Source organism: Sphingomonas colocasiae (assembly GCF_019880585.1).
In the GTDB taxonomy this organism is placed as follows: domain Bacteria; phylum Pseudomonadota; class Alphaproteobacteria; order Sphingomonadales; family Sphingomonadaceae; genus Sphingobium_A; species Sphingobium_A colocasiae.
The window spans coordinates 189,125-205,235 of record NZ_JAINVV010000009.1 but is presented as its reverse complement, the minus strand read 5'-3'; the positions used below and the strand labels follow the sequence as shown (position 1 = coordinate 205,235).

The window sequence follows — 16,111 nt, the reverse complement described above, 5'->3', positions numbered from 1 at the left end:
GCGACAAGTCGAGAAGGGATGAGGGGCATGACCAAGGCGCAGATGGCCGATCGCAGGCGGTGGCTCGTCGTCGGCCTCGTATTCGTCGCGATCGTTCTCAACTATGTCGATCGCCAGATCCTGGCCTTGCTCAAGCCCACGCTCCAGGCGGAATTCGACTGGAGCGACCGCGACTATAGCCACATGGCCTCGGCCTTCCAGTTCGCGGCGGCACTCGCCTTTCTCGGCACCGGCTGGTTCATCGACAAGGTGGGGTTGCGCTGGGGTTTCGCGCTGGGCGTCGGCATCTGGAGCCTGGCGGGCATGGCGCATGCCTTCGCAACGACGGTGGCGGGCTTCGTCACCTCGCGCGCGGTGCTCGGCGCCGCCGAATCGATCGGCACGCCCGCCGCGGTCAAGACCGCCGCCACCTATTTCAACGCGCGCGAACGCTCGATCGCGCTCGGCATCGGCGGGATCGCGCCCAATGTCGGCGCGATCCTGACCCCGCTGCTGATCCCGCTGATGGCGCTGGCGATGGGCTGGCAGGCGACCTTCCTGATCGCGGGCGGGCTCGGCCTTGTCTGGGTGGTGGTGTGGCTCGCCGTCCGCCTGCCCGAACAGCCGGGCGCGGCGGCGGAGGCGGCGGCGCCCAAGGTGCCGTGGCGCTCGCTGCTGACCGACCGGCGCCAATGGGCGGTGATCCTCGCCAAGGCGCTGACCGATCAGGTCTGGTGGTTCCTGCTGTTCTTCATGCCCGATCTGTTCCACCGGCTGTTCGGGCTGAGCCAGGGTACGCTGGGCCTGCCTGTCGCGCTCGTCTATTTCATGGCCGCGCTCGGCGGGCTGACCGGCGGATACCTGCCCGCGCGGCTGATGGGGCGGGGCTGGACACTCAATGCCGCGCGCAAGACGACGATGCTCGTCTATGCGCTGCTGATCCTGCCCGTGCCCCTGCTCGTCCATGCCGAAAGCGCCTGGATCGCGGCGCTGATCCTGGGGCTGGCGTTGTTCGCGCATCAGGGCTTCTCGACCAATGTGTTCGGCCTGACCACCGATGTGTTCCCGGCGCGCATCGTCGGCTCGGCGATCGGCATCGGCGCCTTTGCCGGCAATCTCAGCGGCATGGGCATGATCGAGTTCGCGGGCTGGTCGCTCGATGCCGGCCATGGCTATCTGCCGATGCTGCTCGTCTGCGCGGTGACCTATCTGCTGGCGCTGGCGGCGGTCCAGCTCATTCTGCCCAGGATCGTCGCGGACGACGAGGATGTGCCTGGCGAAGCGCCGGCCATCATCGGCCACTAAACGCTGAAATGCATATCGCCCTCTTCCCAAACAATCAGGATTATGTCATATGACAGCGATGTCAGATCATCTTCCCCCGCCGCCATCCACGCTTCCGCTCGGCCGGAGCGGACTCTCCGTTTCGCCGATCGCCTGGGGCATGTGGCGCTTCGCCGGGGACGATGTCCCCGCGGCGCGCGCGCGCGTCGAAGCGGCGCTGGCAGCGGGCGTCACGCTGTTCGACACGGCGGATATCTATGGCCCCGACAACGGCGAGCCTTTCGGCGCGGCGGAGGCGCTGCTCGGGCGTGTATTCGCCGAGAGCCCGGGTCTGCGCGACACCATGGTGCTGGCGACCAAGGGTGGCATCGTCATGGGCGTGCCCTATGATTCCAGCGCCACCTATCTGGCGTCGGCGATCGATGCGTCGCTGGCGCGGCTGGGTGTCGATCGCATCGAACTGTGGCAGATCCATCGTCCGGACATGCTGACGCATCCGCAGGAAGCGGCGCGTGCGCTGGAGGATGCGCATCGCGCGGGCAAGATCGCCGCGATCGGCGTTTCGAACCACAGCGCCGCGCAGGCGGCGGCGCTCGCCAAATTCCTGCCTGTGCCGCTCGCGAGCCATCAGCCCGAATTCTCGGCGCTGGCGCTTGGTCCGTTGACCGACGGCGTGCTCGATCAGGCGATGGCGGAGGAGATGGCGGTGCTCGCGTGGTCGCCGCTCGGCGGTGGACGCCTCGCGCGCCCGATCGACGATCATGTCCATGCGGTGGCCGCGCTGCTCGATCTGAAGGCGGATGCCTATGGCGTGTCGCGCGCCGCCGCCGCTTATAGCTGGATCATGGCGCATCCGGCGCGGCCGATCCCGATCGTCGGCACGCAGAATCCGGAACGGATCGGCGAGATACCCCAGGCACTGGTCCCCCGCTGGACGCGTGCCGAATGGTACGCGGTTTTGCAGACATCGATGGGAGAGAAGCTGCCATGACCAAGGGCGCTTGCGAGATCAGCTGGTTCTCGGCTCTGTGCGACGACGATTACGAATTTCTCGGCGTTCCCGACGAGAAGCTCAAATCGAGCTGGGAGCATTGCCGCGACATCGTGCTTCAGGCCGAAAGCGGCGGGTTCGACAATATCCTGCTGCCGTCGGGCTATGCGCTGGGCATCGACACGACTGCCTTTGCCGCCGCGATCGCGACGCTCGTCAAGCGCATCCGCCTGTTGATGGCGGTGCGCATCGGCGAAACTTGGCCGCCCCAGCTTGCGCGCCAGATCGCGACGATCGATCGCATCCTGGGTGGCCGGCTGACCGTCAACATCATCTCGTCCGACATGCCCGGCGAGACTTTGGCCTCCGCGCCGCGCTATGCGCGCACCGTGGAGGCGATGCACATCCTCAAGACCTTGCTCAACGGCGAGGCGCTCGACCATGACGGCGAGTTCTGGAAGCTGAAGCTCGATCCGCCGCGCATCGGCACGGTTTCCGGCAAGGCGCCGCAGCTCTATTTCGGCGGCTTGTCGCCCGATGCCCGCGAGGCGGCGGCCAGGGGCTGCGACGTCTATCTGATGTGGCCCGACCGGCAGGAAGCCGTTCGCGAGATCATCGCGGACATGACGGCGCGCGCGGCGAAGCATGGCCGCACGCTGCGCTTCGGCTATCGTGCCCATGTCGTCGTGCGCGACACCGAGGCGGAGGCGCGGACCGCCGCCGACCGGCTGCTGTCGAAGCTCGACGCCCAGACCGGCGCCGCGATCAAGGCGAAGTCGCTCGATTCCACCTCGGCCGGCGTCAATGCGCAGGTCGCGCTGCGCGAGGCGGCCTCCGATGACGGCTATGCCGAGGAGAATCTGTGGACGGGTATCGGCCGGGCCCGCTCGGGCTGCGGCGCCGCGATCGTCGGCGACCCCGATCAGGTGCTGGCGAAGCTCGAAAGCTATCGCGCGATGGGGATCGAGGCGTTCATCCTGTCGGGTTACCCGCATGCGGCGGAAGCCGACCTGTTCGCGCGTCATGTGCTGCCCCGGATCGATCACGGGCCGTTGGTTTGAACGAAAGGTGGTCTAACCTCCGCTTTCCTCTCCGTCCCCGGTGTCATCCCCGCGAAAGCGGGGATCCAGCTTCTTCTTCCTTTTTCCTGAGGCTTCACGGAATAGCTGGATCCCCGCTTTCGCGGGGATGACAAGTTGGGGTAATGACGGGACGCAGCCCTCAGCCCCAGACCCGCGCGTAGAGTTCCGCGATCTCGGCCGCCTCCGGCACGCGCGGATTGTTGGCCGGCGATCCCGATGCCAGCGCCTGTGCGCACATCGTCGGCACCATCGCGTCCCAGCGCGCCGCATCGATGCCCCATGCCGCCGGGCCGGGCACGTCGAGCTCGTCGTTGAGCGCCGCCAATTCGTCGAGCAGCCGCGCGACCGCCGACTGATCGCCTTCGCGCTCGTCGGCGACGCCCATCGCGCGTGCGCAATCGGCATAGCGGGCAAGGGCGGCGGGCGCCGACCAGGCAGTGACGGCGGGCAGCAGCATCGCGTTGGACAGGCCGTGCGGCACATGGAAATGCGCGCCGATCGGCCGGCTCATGCCATGGACGAGCGCGACCGAGCTGTTGGAAAAGGCAATGCCCGCCTGGGTCGCGCCGAGCATCATCGCCTCACGCGCCGGCCGGTCCTCGGGATCAAGGCAGACGCGGCGGAGATTGGGCGCGATCGCGCGCATCGCCAGCAATGCCATGCCGTCGCTGAACGGATTGGCGCGCTTCGAGACATAGGCCTCGATCGCATGGGTCAGCGAATCGATGCCGGTATCGGCGGTCAGGCGGCGCGGCTTGGTGAGCGTCAGCTCGTAATCGACAAGTGCCGCGATCGGCAGATAGGCGAGGCCGGGACAGAGCATCTTCTCGTCGGTCGCTTCATCGGTGATGATCGTGAAGCGTGTCGCGTCCGAACCCGTGCCGGCGGTGGTGGGGATCGCGATCACCGGCAGGCCGGGCGCATCCTGGACATGCGGCGCCTTGTAGTCGGCCATCGCGCCGCCATGCATGCCGAGCATCGCGATCGCCTTGGCGCTGTCGAGCGGGCTGCCGCCGCCGAAGCCGATCACGCAATCGTGATTCCCGGCGGCGAGGAACGCGACGCCGGCATCGATCGACGAAACGGTCGGATCGGGCACGGTGTCGGCGAAGACCCGGGCCGCCATGCCGGCCGCCTTCAATTCATCCTCGATCCGCGTAACCCAGCCCTGGCCCAGCAGAAACGCATCGGTGACGATCAGCGGGCGCGTCAGGCCGAGCATCGCCAGCACCTGCGGCAGTTCGCGGCTGGCGCCGCCGCCGATGCGGAAAATCCGGGGCAGCGATATCTGGGCAACCGTCAACTCGTCATCTCCTCGCGAATCGTCTTGCGTGCCATCCAGAATAGGGCGGAGGCGAGCGCGCCGAACAGGATGAAGATCATCAGCGACCAGCGCACCCCCTCCGCCATGCCCAGGCCGAGCGGTCCGCTGATCAGATCGCTGACCGCGCCAACGCCGAGCGGCCCGAGCCCCAGGCCGATCAGATTGATCAGGAACAGCAGCACGGCGGACGCGGTGGCACGGTTCTGCGGTCGCACCAGCCCCTGCACCGCCGCATAGCCGGGCCCGTACCAGAGCGTGTTGAGGAGCGGCGGAAAGGCGAACATCACCAGCGCGAACACCGCCGACTCCGAAAGCAGCCCGGCGATGTAGAAGGGGATGCCCATCAGCGTCGAAATGGCGGGGATGGAGACATAGGCGCGCAGGTCTCGCGCGCCGTATTTGTCGGCGAGATAACCACCCATGAAGGTGCCGACCGCGCCGGTGAGCCCCAGCACGATGCCCAGCGTGATGCCGAGGAAACCGGTAAGGCCCAGCCCGAAATCCCCGGCGATCAGGGTGAGTTCGGCGGCATGGTTGCGGAAGAAGAAGGGCGCGAGAAAGGCGGCGGCGCCATAGCCGATGAACGCCTTGATCGCGGCGGCGAAGGCGATCAGCCAGAAGGTCCGCTTGGAACGGATCTCCGCCATTGCTTCCCCAAAGGGCGGCCGCGCCGCACGGCGCGCGGCGAGATCGGCGGCGAGCCGGCTGCGCGGTTCGACCAATGTCGTCGCTGCGATCAGCGCCATCAGGATGCCGGGAGCGCCGGCGACCAGAAAAGCGGTGCGCCAGCCATGGGCGTCGGCGATCACCCCGCCCAGTCCCATGCCGAACAGCCCGCCGAGCGGAATGCCCAATGAATAGAAGGCGAGTGCGGACGCACGTTTCTCACGCGGCGTGTAATCGGTGATCAGCGAATGCGCGGGCGGCGTGCAGCCGGCCTCGCCGATGCCGACGCCGATCCGGCAGAGCACGAGCTGGACGAAATTCTGCGCGAAGCCGCACGCGATGGTGAACAGGCTCCACGCGCCCGCTGCCGCCGCGATGATCCGCGGCCGGTTGCCGGTTTCGGCAACGCGCGCGATCGGAATACCGAGCACGGTGTAGAACAGCGCGAACGCCAGCCCGGTCATCAGGCCCAATTGCCAGTCGGCGAGATGGAGATCGTGCTTGATCGGCTCGGCCAGGATCGAGACGATCTGCCGGTCGAGGAAATTGAGGATGTAGATGACCAGCAATACGCACAGCGCGTAGCGGCGATAGCCGGGCGAGACCGGCGCGACGGCGGCTGCCGCGGCAGGGGCTTCAGTCATGGCATCCTCTCCGGGATCGATTGACACGCCGATCCGCACGCTTCTTATGGCAGCGTTGTCGGAAAGGGGCGATATGGCGAATCTGCTGGTGCTGCAGTCGGTCTGGGGCCTCGACAAATGCCCCGGTTTCGACATCGAGAATGATCTCGATGCCGCGCTCGAACGCGTCGTCGCGGCTGGCTTCGACGGCGTCGGCGTCAACATCGCGCGGGTTGCGCGCACCGCCGGTGTCGCGCGCGTGATGAATCCCCGGGGCCTGGCCTGGGAGGGGCAGGTGCTGGTCCATCATGCCGATCAGCTCGCCGCCTATATCGAAGAGGCGCACCGGCTGGGCGCGCATCACCTGAACGTCCAGGTCGCGGGGCCGGTCGCTTATCTCTCCGATGCGCTGGCGCTGGTCGACAGCCTGATCCCGCTCGCCGAAGCCGCGCCGCTGCCCGTCTGGTTCGAAACGCATCGCGGGCGGCTGACCAACGATCTGCTCTTCACCCTGCGCCTGCTCGAGGCGCGGCCCGATCTGCCGCTGACCGGCGACCTCTCCCACTATCCCGTCGCCGGGGAGATGGAGCTGCCGCTGCGCGCCGACCAGCTTGCCGCGATCGAGACGATCCTGAAGCGCTGCCGCAATTTCCACGGTCGCGTCTCGACCACGCATCAGGTACAGGTGGCGATGCGCGCGCCGCAACATGCCGGCTGGCTGGACCAGCATATCGCCTGGTGGCGGCGCGGCTTCGAATATTGGCTGGCGCAGGCCGGATCGGACGATGCGCTCACCTTCATGTGCGAACTCGGCCCGCCGCCCTATGCGATCACTGCGCCCGATGGGCGCGAACTCACCGATCGCTGGGAAGAGGCGCAGGACATGCGTGATATCGTGCGGGGGATTTGGCGCGAGGTGAACGGGGCACCTTAGTCTTCTCTTGTCATTCCCGCGAACGCGGGAATCCAGACGATGTCGAACGACCGCGCGGGCGACTCTGGATCCCCGCGTTCGCGGGGATGACATTGAGGGGGTGAGTGAGATCACGCCTCCACGCCGATCGCGGCCGACCATTTCGCATAGGCCGCATCCGCCTCGTCGCGGCCGATCGCCGGCATGAACTCCGCATCGTAGCGCGCGAACCTCGGCAACTCGCTTTCGCCGATCAGCCCCGCGCCGAGCCCGGCGGCGAGTGCCGCGCCATAGGCGGTGCCTTCGCGTACCGCATGGCGGCGCACCTGCCGTTGCAGCACATCGGCCTGAAGCTGGAGCAAGGTGCCGCTTTCGGCCAGTCCGCCGTCGACGGGCAGCGCCTCCGGCACGGCCAGCCCCGGCACCGCCGCGATCAGATCGGCGATGTCGCGGAAGCGGAAGGCGATGGCCTGGAGCGCGGCGCGCGCGATATGGGCGGGCGTCGTCGCGAAGCTCATGCCGCCGATCAGCCCGCGCGCGGCGAAGCGCCCATGCGGGGCGCCCATGCCCTGGAGCGAGGGGCGTATCACGACACCGCCGGTGTCGGGCACCGATCGCGCCGCCGCCTCGAGCGCGGCCGGCGATGCGAACAGCCCCAGCGGCCCGCACAGCCATTCGATCAGCGATCCGGTGGTGATCACCATGCCCTCTATGCAGAAGCGCCGCCGGCCGCCGGCAAAGGCCAGCGCCTCGGCGGGCATGCTGCTATGGGGAGAGAGCGGCGCTTCCCCGGTGCCCGCCATCAGCACGCCAGACGTGCCATAGGTCGCCTTCCACGCACCCCGCGCCAGCGCGCCATGTGCGACCATGCCCGCCTGCTGATCGGCGATCAGCGCGGTGATCGGCACCGCTGCGCCCATCGTCGCGGCATCGGTCATGGCGATCGGCCCCCAGCTTTCGACCAGCCGGGGAAACAGGCTTTCGGGCAGATTCTGGTGCGCGATCAATGCGCCATCCCAGCCATCGCCGCCGACATAATCGAAATAGCCCGTCATCCAGGCGCAGGATGCGTCGGTGACATGGGCGGTCCCGCCGCTCAGCCGGTGGATCAGATAGGAATCGAGCGTGCCCCAGCAGAGATCGCCCACGGGCCGGTGGGCCATGGCGATCGCCGCCGGCAGCTTGGCGGAGGGCACTTGCGGCCAGGATATGAAGCCGGCGGCGCGCAGCGCCTTGTAGGCTTCCATGCCGCGCAGATCGCTCCAGATCAGGATCGGCGCGACCGGCTCCCCTGTCCCGCGATCCCATAGTATGACGCTCGCGCGCTGGGTGGTGACGCCGATCGCCGCGACATCCGTCATCGTCCGCCCGGCATTCGCCAATGCCCCCGCGATCACCGCGCGGCAGACCTCCCACACCGCCGCGCCATCCTGTTCGACAAGGCCGGGGGCGGGATAGGCGGTCTCGAACGGCCGTTTGTCGAGCCCGACGACCAGGCCGGCCGGATCGACCAGCATGGCGCGGGCACCGGTGGTGCCCGCATCGAGCGCAAGCAGCAGCTCAGGCATCGGGGATGAGGTTGCCCGGATTCATGATCCCCTGCGGATCGACTGCGGATTTGAGCGTGCGCAGCAGCGACACCCCGGCATCGCCCAGATCGTGATGGAGATAGGGTTTGCGTAGCCGCCCGGCGCCGTGATGGTGGGCGATGCCACCGCCATGCTTCGCCGTCGCCTCCATGATCGCGCGCCAGCATGCGAAATAGGCGGGCTCCATCTTCGCGCTGTCCTCGAAGGTGGCGGCGAAGCTGAAATACAGGTTTATGCCCGATCGATAGACATGCGAGCTGTGCGCCGACGCGTTGATCACGCCCGGCACCGCATTGAGCGCCGCGATCGCGTCGTCGTAGATCGCGCCGATCTCGCTCCAGCGCCCGGAGATCTCGACCGTGTCGGCGACATAGCCGCGCTCGAACATGTCGCGCCAGCTCGGCACATGGTTGCGCCGCTCGATCCAGGCCCGGGCGGCGGCGGGATCGCCCGGCTCCAGCCCTGCCGAACCCGCGATTTCGGCGATCGCCGCCAGCTCCGCCTCGACGCGGGCTTGCGGGCCTTCATGGACCATCAGCAGCATCGCCTTGCCGCCGCGCTCATGCTCGCGGAACAGGCGGCGCACCTCGCGTCCGTCATATTGGCGCATCACCGGCGGGCGCCAGTCGGCGCGGACGATGCGGCGCTGCGCTTCGAACCCCGCGGCCATGTCGTCGGCGTAATAGATGCTGTAGCCGCGATGCGCGGCCTTTTCGCGCAACGACAGGGTGACGCCGGTGATCACGCCCATCGTGCCTTCGGCGCCCATCAGCAGATGGCGCAGATCGGGGCCGGCCGCCGCGCGCACCGCCTTGCCCAGTGTCACCAGTTCGCCATTGGGCATCACCGCCTCGATCGAATGGATGATATCCTCGATATTGCCATAAGCGGTCGAGAATTGCCCGGATGCGCGCGTCGCCACCCAGCCGCCGACGCTGCTGATCGCGATCGACTGCGGCCAATGGCCGATGGTGAGGCCTTGCGCCGCGACCGCCTGTTCGGCCTCCAGCCCGTTCAGCCCCGCGTCGAAACCCGCGAGCAGATCGCGATCGTCGATGAAGCGGACCGCGTTCATGCCGCTCATGTCGAGCAGGATCGCGTCCGCGCCCGGCTCGATCCCGCCGCAGACGCCGCTGCCCAGGCCGAAGGGGATCAGCGGCACGCGCTTTTCCGCGGCGAGCATGACCACGCGGCGGACATCGTCGACCGATCCGGGCCGCACCACCCAGCCGGGCGCGGTCACGCTCTCGCCGCGCCAGTCGCGCAGATGCTTGACCGCCCATTGGTCGAAGCGGCGCGCATTGCGCGCTTCCGCGTCGCTCGCCACCCTGTCCGGGCCGATCGCCTGGATCAGCGCCTCGCCGATATCGCTCATTCGGATCCTCCCTATCGCGCGCCGGTCAGGACCAGGCGGCTTTCCTGTTCGATGGTTTCGCAGGCGGCGATCTGGCCCGCGCGTTCGCTGGCGCTCCAGCCGAGCAGCGCGCCCATCGCGTCGGCCGCCGGCGCGAGCGCATCGAGCCCGGCGCAGCGGTCGAACCAGGCGCGCGCGCTGCGGCGGACCCAATAATCCTCCAGGGTCGCGGCGCCCTCATGCGTCACCGCGCGCGCGGCTTCGGCGGCGACGCCGCCGCCCGCCGCGACGATCGCGGCCGCTTCATCGCCGTACAGTCCGGCCAGCCGTTCGGCGTCGAGCGGATCGAGGGCGTCGAGCCCGCCCATCACCAGCGGCATCACCAGGCCGCCGCCGGGCAGCGCTGCTTCGGCGGTGAAGCATGGATGCGTGGTGGCGCCCAGCCGTTCCGCCGCCATGTCGACCACGCGTTCGGCCATGGCGCGATAGGCGCTCAACTTGCCGCCCGCGATCGAGACCAGACCCGAGGGCGATGTCCAGATCTCGTCCTTGCGCGAGATTTCATTGGCCTTTTTGCCGGGCTGTGCGATCAGCGGCCGCACGCCCGACCAGAGCGCCACGATCTCGTCATCGGCGATCGGTGCGATGTCGAGCGCGGCCTGGGTCGCGCGCAGCAGATAATCGACATCGTCGCGCGCGGGCGCCGGCCAATAATCCGCATCGGCATGAAACACGTCGGTGGTGCCGAGATAGGTGAAGGCGCCGCGCGGCACCGCGAAGATACTGCGCTTGTCGGGCGCGCGGATGATCAGCGTCGCATTCACAGGCAGGCGCGCGCGGGGCAGCACCAGATGGATGCCGCGGCTGAGCGACAGCCGGTCCGCATCCTCGCCGGCTTCCAGCGCACGGACACGATCGACCCAGGCGCCGGCGGCGTTGACGACCAGCCGCGCGCGTACCCGCGCACCGGTGTCTTCTCCGCCAAGCGACGACCGCACGACCACGCCGGAGACCCGCCCGTCCTCGACGATGAGCCGCGCCGCCTCCGCATGATTGAGCACCACCGCGCCGGCTGCCTGCGCCGAACGGATATTGGCGAGCACCAGCCGGGCATCGTCGGTCAGGAATTCGGGATAGAGGATCGCGCCGTTGAGGCCGGTGGTGCGCATCAGCGGCTCGCGCTGCCGCAGTTCGGCGAGGCCGATCACTTCGTGGCGCTCGGCATCGGGCACGCCGCCCAATTTCTCGAAGGTCCAGAGCCCGGTGCGCAGCTTGGCGGCCATCGCCATCGAAACGGTCGGGATCAGGAAGGGCGAAAGCCGGGTGAGATGCGGCGCGATGCGGCGCACCACCTGCCGCTCGGACGCGGCCTCGCGCACCAGCGCGATATCGCCCTGCGCCAGATAGCGCAGCCCGCCATGAATCATCTTCGAACTGCGGCTGCTGGTCCCGCTCGCATAGTCGCGCGCCTCGACCAGCGCGACCGAAAGCCCACGCATCGCCGCGTCGCGCGCGATGCCCGCGCCGGTGATGCCGCCGCCGATCACGGCGAGATCGAACACGCCGTCCTCCAGCCGGGCGAAGGTCGCGCGGCGCGTGCGTGCGTCGAGTGCGGTCGTCGTCATGTCATGCACGCTATGCGAATGATCATGGCGTTGGTAATGCAAAACAGGAATGAGATGGTGAGCATCGGATGAACCTGCGGCGCCTGCGCCACTTCGAGGCCCTGCATCGGCTGGGCAGCTATGCGCGCGCCGCCGACGAACTGGGGCTGACCCAGTCGGCGCTCACGCGGAGCATCCAGAAGCTGGAGGCGGAGCTTGGGGCGACATTGTTCGATCGCACCACCCATTATGTGCGCGCCACCGACGATGCCGAACGGCTGATCCGCGCCGCGCGCGACGTGATCGCGGCGGCCGCCAATCTGGAGCAGGAGGCGCGCGGGCTGAAACAGCCAAGCTCGGGCACCGTCCGCGTCGGCGCCGGCCCCTATCCGCTCGAGCCATTGCTGACCGACGCGATCTCGCGCTTCGCCCGCCTGCATCCCGCCGTGCGGGTTACGGTGACGGGCGGTCCCTCCGATCGCCTGCTCGAGACATTGGTCGATCGTGGCCTCGATCTTGTCGTCTGCGATCGCGCGAAATTCGCCGCTTCGGGCCATGCCGATGAAGTGCTCTGCATCCCGTTGCCGCCAGAGCCGCTGATGCTGGTGTTCGCGCGCGATCACCCGCTTGCCCAGGCGGAAGGGCGGCTCGATACCGCCGCCTGGCCCTGGGCGCTGCCGCGTCCCGCGCCCAACAGCAATTTCCCGCGCGCGCTCCGCGCCCGCGTCGCGGCGGGCGACTTTCCCGATTACGAACTCGATTCGACCGCCGCCTGCCTCGCCATGGTGCGCGGCGGGCGCGTCATCACCGTGGTGCCGCGCTCGCTGGCGCTGCCGGCCTGCGCCGATGGCGCGCTGGTCGCGGTGGCGCTGCCGGTATCCGAACAGACGCGCGACGCGATCCATCTGCTGCGCAACCGCAGCCGCAGCGCGCTCGTCTCCGCATTCGTCGCGGCGGTGCGCGCGGCGGCGCATGCGCGGGATCAGCAGAGCCCGGTCGTCTGAGGTAGAAGCGCTTGCGCTTCTGCCGAGGGCGTGAAACGGGCTCTCATCCCAGCGCGGAAAGTCCCGCGAACAGCGCGGCATCGGGCGATCCCGCACGGTAGAAGACCGGGGGCTGGCCGAACGGCGCGGGCACGGTCACGTCCTGCCCGCCCTTGTGGGTCTCGCCGCTCCACACATGCACCCAGTCCGCGCCGGCGGGCAGATAGGTCGACCAGTCGCTGCGCCCCGCTTCGATCACCGGCGCGACCAGCAGGTCGGCGCCATAGAGATAGGCGGTCTGGATCGCATAGGTGTGCGGATCATCCTCGAAATGCAGGAACAGCGGGCGCTGGACGGGCAGGCCGGTCGCGACCGCCTCGTCCGACAGCTTGCGCAGATAGGGTGCGAGATACGCATAGATCCGCGTCATCCGCGCGAAATGCGCGAGCACCTGCGGGTCGCTGTCCATCTGCGTGTTGAGGCGCGGGCGATTGCCCTCATGCGTGCGCATCATCGCGGTGAACGCCGCCATTTCGGACCAGCGCATCGCCAGTTCGGGCGTACGGATCGTATCGAACAGGCTGGTATAGCCGCCGATATCGCTGTGACTGTAGGCATTGCCGAGCAGCCCGGCCGACAGCGCGGCGCAGATCACCGTGCCGATGCCGTCATGCCGGCTGAAATCGACCGACTGGTCGCCCGCCCACAGCATCGGGCAATGGCGCTGCGCGCCGCTATAGCCCGATCGCATGAAGAACAGCGCCTCGCCGGTCTTGCCGCGCCCGGCCACGCCCTTCGCATTGACCTCGGCCCATAGAGCGGGCCAGGCATTGTGCGCGCGCATGCCGTCCATGCCGTTCGCCAGCCGGACGTCGATCGGCAGATATTCGCCGAAATCGGCCATCCAGCCCGACAGGCCGAAATCGATCAGGTTGCCGCCGATGATCGTATCGGCGAACCAGGCCGCCGCCCGGGGATTGGTGAAGTCGACATGGCCGCAGTCGAATTCGCCGAAATCGATCACATAGGGTTCGTCGGCATCGGGCCGCATCACCAGATAGCCGTTCGCCGCCGCCTCGGCATAAAGCGGCCCGTCGACCGCGAGATAGGGATTCACATAGCCCAGGAAACGGATGCCGCGCGCGTCGAGTTCGGCGATGCGCGCCGGCAGGTCGGGATAGCGATCGGCATTCCATTGCCAGTCCCAGAACAGGCGGTTGCCGAAGCTGGTGATGCGCAGCCCCACCCAATCCTCGCACCACAGGCCGGAAATCGCGACGCCGGCGGCTTCATAGGCCTTCAGCCGTTCGAAGCTTTCGGCGCCGTCCTTCAACCCGATCACCGCACCCTTGAGCAGCCATTCGGGTAGCGGCGGCTGGCGGCCGAACCGGTCCGACAGCGCGGTCACGATCCCGGTGAAACGCGGCCGCGCCCAGAGTTCGATCCGGGCCGGCACCTCCCAGACCTCGATTTCGTGGAAGCCGGGATGGCGGAAGTCGAAGGCGGCATAGGCGCTGGTGTCGACATGCAGCGCGTAGCGGCGCGAGCTGATCCAGGTCGGCTGGGGATAATTGGTGTGGTAATAATCGCCGCCCGCGCCCTTCTGGTCGCATTGCCAGGTGAGCAGCGTGGATTTGTCGCGGCCGACGCCCGGCTCGGAGGTCCAGAGCGGAAAATGGCGGCCGGCCATGTCGAAATAGGAGAATTGCTCGCCGCCGCCCCACACATGCTCGCCGGGTTGGGCCGGCACGCGCAGCCATAGCCGGTTGATCGCCGGATCGAGCGCCTCGAACGCGATTTCGGCATTGCCGCCTTCGGCCGCGATGCGGAGCGCGAGCACCCAGGGTGCGCCCTCATGTGGCGCCAGACGGATGGTGCCTCCGTCGATTTCGGCATGGCGCAACGCGATCCGCTCGACGACATAATCGTCGATCTCGTAATGGCCGCGCGCGCCTTCGATGTTCGGCACGCCGCGACCGACGAACAGGCAGGGCGCATCGGCGCCATGTTCCAGGATCGTCGTGTCCCCCAGCGTCAGCACGAAGCCGCCGCCTTGCGCCTCAAGCGCCATCAGCCATGTTCCTTTCGGTCTCGGGAAATGCGGCGAAGCGCACGCGCAACGCCTTTTTGTCGATCTTGCCGGTCGCGCCCAGCGGCATCGCCTCGATGAAGGCGACGGCATCGGGCATCCACCAGCGCGCGATCCGGCCGTCGAGCACCGCCAGGATCTCGTCTGCTTCGGCTTTCTCGCCGGGGTGAAGCGCGGCGACGAGCAGCGGCCGTTCGTCCCAGCGCGGATGCGGCACGCCGATCACCGCGCAATGCGCGACCTTGGGGTGGCCCGATGCGATATTTTCGATCTCGATCGAACTGATCCACTCGCCGCCCGATTTGATGACGTCCTTGGCGCGATCGACGATCGCCATATAGCCTTGGCCGTCGATCGTCGCGATATCGCCGGTGTCGAAATAGCCGTCGTCGTCGAGGATCGCGCCGGCCTCTCCACCCAGATAACCCGACGATACGGTTGGTCCGCGCACGTGCAGCCGGCCGGGCGTGGTCCCGTCATGCGGCAGCCGCGCGCCGGCATCGTCGGCGATCTTGAGTTCGATGCCGAACGGCGGACGCCCCTGTTTCAGGCGGAAGGGCAATTGATCGTCGAAGGGCATCGCGGCGATGGCGGGCGTCAGCTTGGCATGGGTGCCGATCGGCGAGGTCTCGGTCATGCCCCAGCCCTGCACCGTTTCCACGCCATGCTCGCGCAGGCGGCGGACGATGCTTTCGGGCAATGCCGCGCCGCCGATGATGACGCGCTTCAGGCTGGTCAGTCGCCCGCCCGTCTGGTCGAGATGATGCAGCAACCCCTGCCACACCGTCGGCACCGCCGCGGAGAAGGTGACGCCTTCGCTCTCGATCAGCGCATGGAGCGACGCGCCGTCGAGCTGCGCGCCGGGCAGCACCAGCTTGCAGCCGATCGCGGCGGTCGACAGCGGCATGCCCCAGCCATTGGCGTGGTACATCGGCACGATCGGCATCGCGACATCGGTGATCGACAGGCCGAAGACGTCGGGCTGCAACGTCATCAGCATATGGATCACGGTCGAACGGTGCGAATAGAGCACGCCCTTAGGATTGCCGGTCGTCCCGGACGTATAGCAAAGCGCGCAGGCGGTCTGTTCGTCGAACCCGCCCCAGCGCGCGTCCGTGGCCTCCGCCGCCGCGATCAGCGTCTCGACCGCGATCGCATCCGGCAGCAGCGCGGCGTCGATCTCGGCCTCGTCGCCCAGGATGATCACGATTCCGCGCCAGTCCATCGAACCCAGCAGTTCGGCGAGCAGCGGCTGGAAGCAGGGATCGACCAGGATCGCGCGATCGCCGGCATGGCCGATGATATAGCGGAGCTGCTCGGCGAACAGGCGCGGATTGAGCGTGTGGCAGATCGCGCCCATGCCCATGATCGCGAACCAGCCCTCGAGATGGCGGGCATTGTTCCACGCCATCGTCGCGACACGGTCGCCCCGGCCGATGCCGAGTGCCGCGAGCGCGGCGGACAGGCGTCGCGCCCTGATGCCGATCGCGGCATAGTCGGTGCGCAATATGTCGCCATTGCCGCCGCGGCAGATGACGGGACGGTCGCCGTCCCAGTCCGCCGCATGATCGATGATGCGATCGACCGTCAGCGGCCAATCCTGCATCAATCCGCGCATGGGGATTTCCTG

General features: G+C 68.1%; 12 protein-coding genes. 5 read left to right on the top strand and 7 right to left on the bottom strand.

Translation table 11 applies throughout. The annotated features are described in order from the left end of the window. Positions 1–27 precede the first annotated feature (27 nt). Genes K7G82_RS19630 through K7G82_RS19620 form a run of 3 tightly spaced genes read left to right on the top strand, consistent with a single transcriptional unit; the run spans position 28 to position 3,315 of the window. Complete coding sequence (locus tag K7G82_RS19630; protein ID WP_246623709.1) at positions 28–1,284, top strand: MFS transporter; 1,257 nt, start codon at positions 28–30, stop codon at positions 1,282–1,284. 58 nt (positions 1,285–1,342) lie between these two features. Continuing rightward, a complete protein-coding gene (locus tag K7G82_RS19625; RefSeq protein ID WP_246623749.1) occupies positions 1,343–2,254 on the top strand; it encodes an aldo/keto reductase in 912 nt (303 codons plus the stop codon). Beyond that, positions 2,251–3,315, top strand: a complete 1,065-nt coding sequence (locus tag K7G82_RS19620; protein WP_222991628.1) for an LLM class flavin-dependent oxidoreductase — start codon at positions 2,251–2,253, stop codon at positions 3,313–3,315. Before K7G82_RS19625 ends, K7G82_RS19620 begins: the two co-directional genes overlap by 4 nt. Before the next feature lie 160 nt (positions 3,316–3,475). Here the strand turns inward: K7G82_RS19620 and K7G82_RS19615 are convergent, their stop codons facing one another. Together K7G82_RS19615 and K7G82_RS19610 are read right to left on the bottom strand one after the other, a co-directional pair. Further along, positions 3,476–4,639 (bottom strand): iron-containing alcohol dehydrogenase, encoded by a 1,164-nt coding sequence (locus tag K7G82_RS19615; protein WP_222991627.1) that lies wholly within the window; start codon positions 4,637–4,639, stop codon positions 3,476–3,478. Next, positions 4,636–5,970 (bottom strand): spinster family MFS transporter, encoded by a 1,335-nt coding sequence (locus K7G82_RS19610; protein ID WP_222991626.1) that lies wholly within the window; start codon positions 5,968–5,970, stop codon positions 4,636–4,638. Before K7G82_RS19610 ends, K7G82_RS19615 begins: the two co-directional genes overlap by 4 nt. 73 nt (positions 5,971–6,043) lie before the next feature. On the opposite strand from K7G82_RS19610, the gene K7G82_RS19605 reads away from it, so the two are divergent. After that, a complete protein-coding gene (locus K7G82_RS19605) occupies positions 6,044–6,883 on the top strand; it encodes a sugar phosphate isomerase/epimerase family protein (RefSeq protein ID WP_222991625.1) in 840 nt (279 codons plus the stop codon). 110 nt (positions 6,884–6,993) lie between these two features. Here the strand turns inward: K7G82_RS19605 and K7G82_RS19600 are convergent, their stop codons facing one another. From K7G82_RS19600 to K7G82_RS19590, 3 genes are read right to left on the bottom strand one after another with little or no spacing between them, the layout of a single operon-like run. Further along, positions 6,994–8,430 carry an FGGY family carbohydrate kinase gene (locus K7G82_RS19600; RefSeq protein ID WP_222991624.1) on the bottom strand — a complete coding sequence of 479 codons (1,437 nt, stop codon included), beginning with the start codon at positions 8,428–8,430 and terminating at the stop codon, positions 6,994–6,996. Next, the gene (locus tag K7G82_RS19595) at positions 8,423–9,826 is read right to left on the bottom strand and encodes an FAD-binding oxidoreductase (protein ID WP_222991623.1); all 1,404 of its coding nucleotides are present in this window, start codon (positions 9,824–9,826) and stop codon (positions 8,423–8,425) included. The genes K7G82_RS19600 and K7G82_RS19595 overlap by 8 nt, the downstream gene beginning before the upstream one ends. 11 nt (positions 9,827–9,837) lie before the next feature. Further along, on the bottom strand, positions 9,838–11,430 hold the full coding sequence (locus K7G82_RS19590) for a glycerol-3-phosphate dehydrogenase/oxidase (protein ID WP_222991622.1): 1,593 nt from the start codon (positions 11,428–11,430) through the stop codon (positions 9,838–9,840). Positions 11,431–11,498: 68 nt separating this feature from the next. Here K7G82_RS19590 and K7G82_RS19585 point away from each other — a divergent pair, with 68 nt between their 5' ends. Then, positions 11,499–12,413 (top strand): LysR family transcriptional regulator, encoded by a 915-nt coding sequence (locus K7G82_RS19585; RefSeq protein ID WP_222991621.1) that lies wholly within the window; start codon positions 11,499–11,501, stop codon positions 12,411–12,413. A gap of 43 nt (positions 12,414–12,456) precedes the next feature. Here the strand turns inward: K7G82_RS19585 and K7G82_RS19580 are convergent, their stop codons facing one another. Together K7G82_RS19580 and K7G82_RS19575 are read right to left on the bottom strand one after the other, a co-directional pair. Next, positions 12,457–14,463 (bottom strand): alpha-glucosidase, encoded by a 2,007-nt coding sequence (locus tag K7G82_RS19580; protein ID WP_222991620.1) that lies wholly within the window; start codon positions 14,461–14,463, stop codon positions 12,457–12,459. Next, positions 14,453–16,099 (bottom strand): long-chain-fatty-acid--CoA ligase, encoded by a 1,647-nt coding sequence (locus K7G82_RS19575; RefSeq protein WP_222991619.1) that lies wholly within the window; start codon positions 16,097–16,099, stop codon positions 14,453–14,455. Before K7G82_RS19575 ends, K7G82_RS19580 begins: the two co-directional genes overlap by 11 nt. Positions 16,100–16,111 lie beyond the last annotated feature (12 nt).

Coding starts and splice junctions, on each gene's coding strand:
- K7G82_RS19630 (WP_246623709.1), top strand. CDS start 28: ATGACCAAGGCGCAGATGGCCGATCGCAGGCGGTGGCTCGTCGTCGGC.
- K7G82_RS19625 (WP_246623749.1), top strand. CDS start 1,343: ATGTCAGATCATCTTCCCCCGCCGCCATCCACGCTTCCGCTCGGCCGG.
- K7G82_RS19620 (WP_222991628.1), top strand. CDS start 2,251: ATGACCAAGGGCGCTTGCGAGATCAGCTGGTTCTCGGCTCTGTGCGAC.
- K7G82_RS19610 (WP_222991626.1), bottom strand. CDS start 5,970: ATGACTGAAGCCCCTGCCGCGGCAGCCGCCGTCGCGCCGGTCTCGCCC.
- K7G82_RS19605 (WP_222991625.1), top strand. CDS start 6,044: ATGGCGAATCTGCTGGTGCTGCAGTCGGTCTGGGGCCTCGACAAATGC.
- K7G82_RS19600 (WP_222991624.1), bottom strand. CDS start 8,430: ATGCCTGAGCTGCTGCTTGCGCTCGATGCGGGCACCACCGGTGCCCGC.
- K7G82_RS19595 (WP_222991623.1), bottom strand. CDS start 9,826: ATGAGCGATATCGGCGAGGCGCTGATCCAGGCGATCGGCCCGGACAGG.
- K7G82_RS19590 (WP_222991622.1), bottom strand. CDS start 11,430: ATGACGACGACCGCACTCGACGCACGCACGCGCCGCGCGACCTTCGCC.
- K7G82_RS19585 (WP_222991621.1), top strand. CDS start 11,499: ATGAACCTGCGGCGCCTGCGCCACTTCGAGGCCCTGCATCGGCTGGGC.
- K7G82_RS19580 (WP_222991620.1), bottom strand. CDS start 14,463: ATGGCGCTTGAGGCGCAAGGCGGCGGCTTCGTGCTGACGCTGGGGGAC.
- K7G82_RS19575 (WP_222991619.1), bottom strand. CDS start 16,099: ATGCGCGGATTGATGCAGGATTGGCCGCTGACGGTCGATCGCATCATC.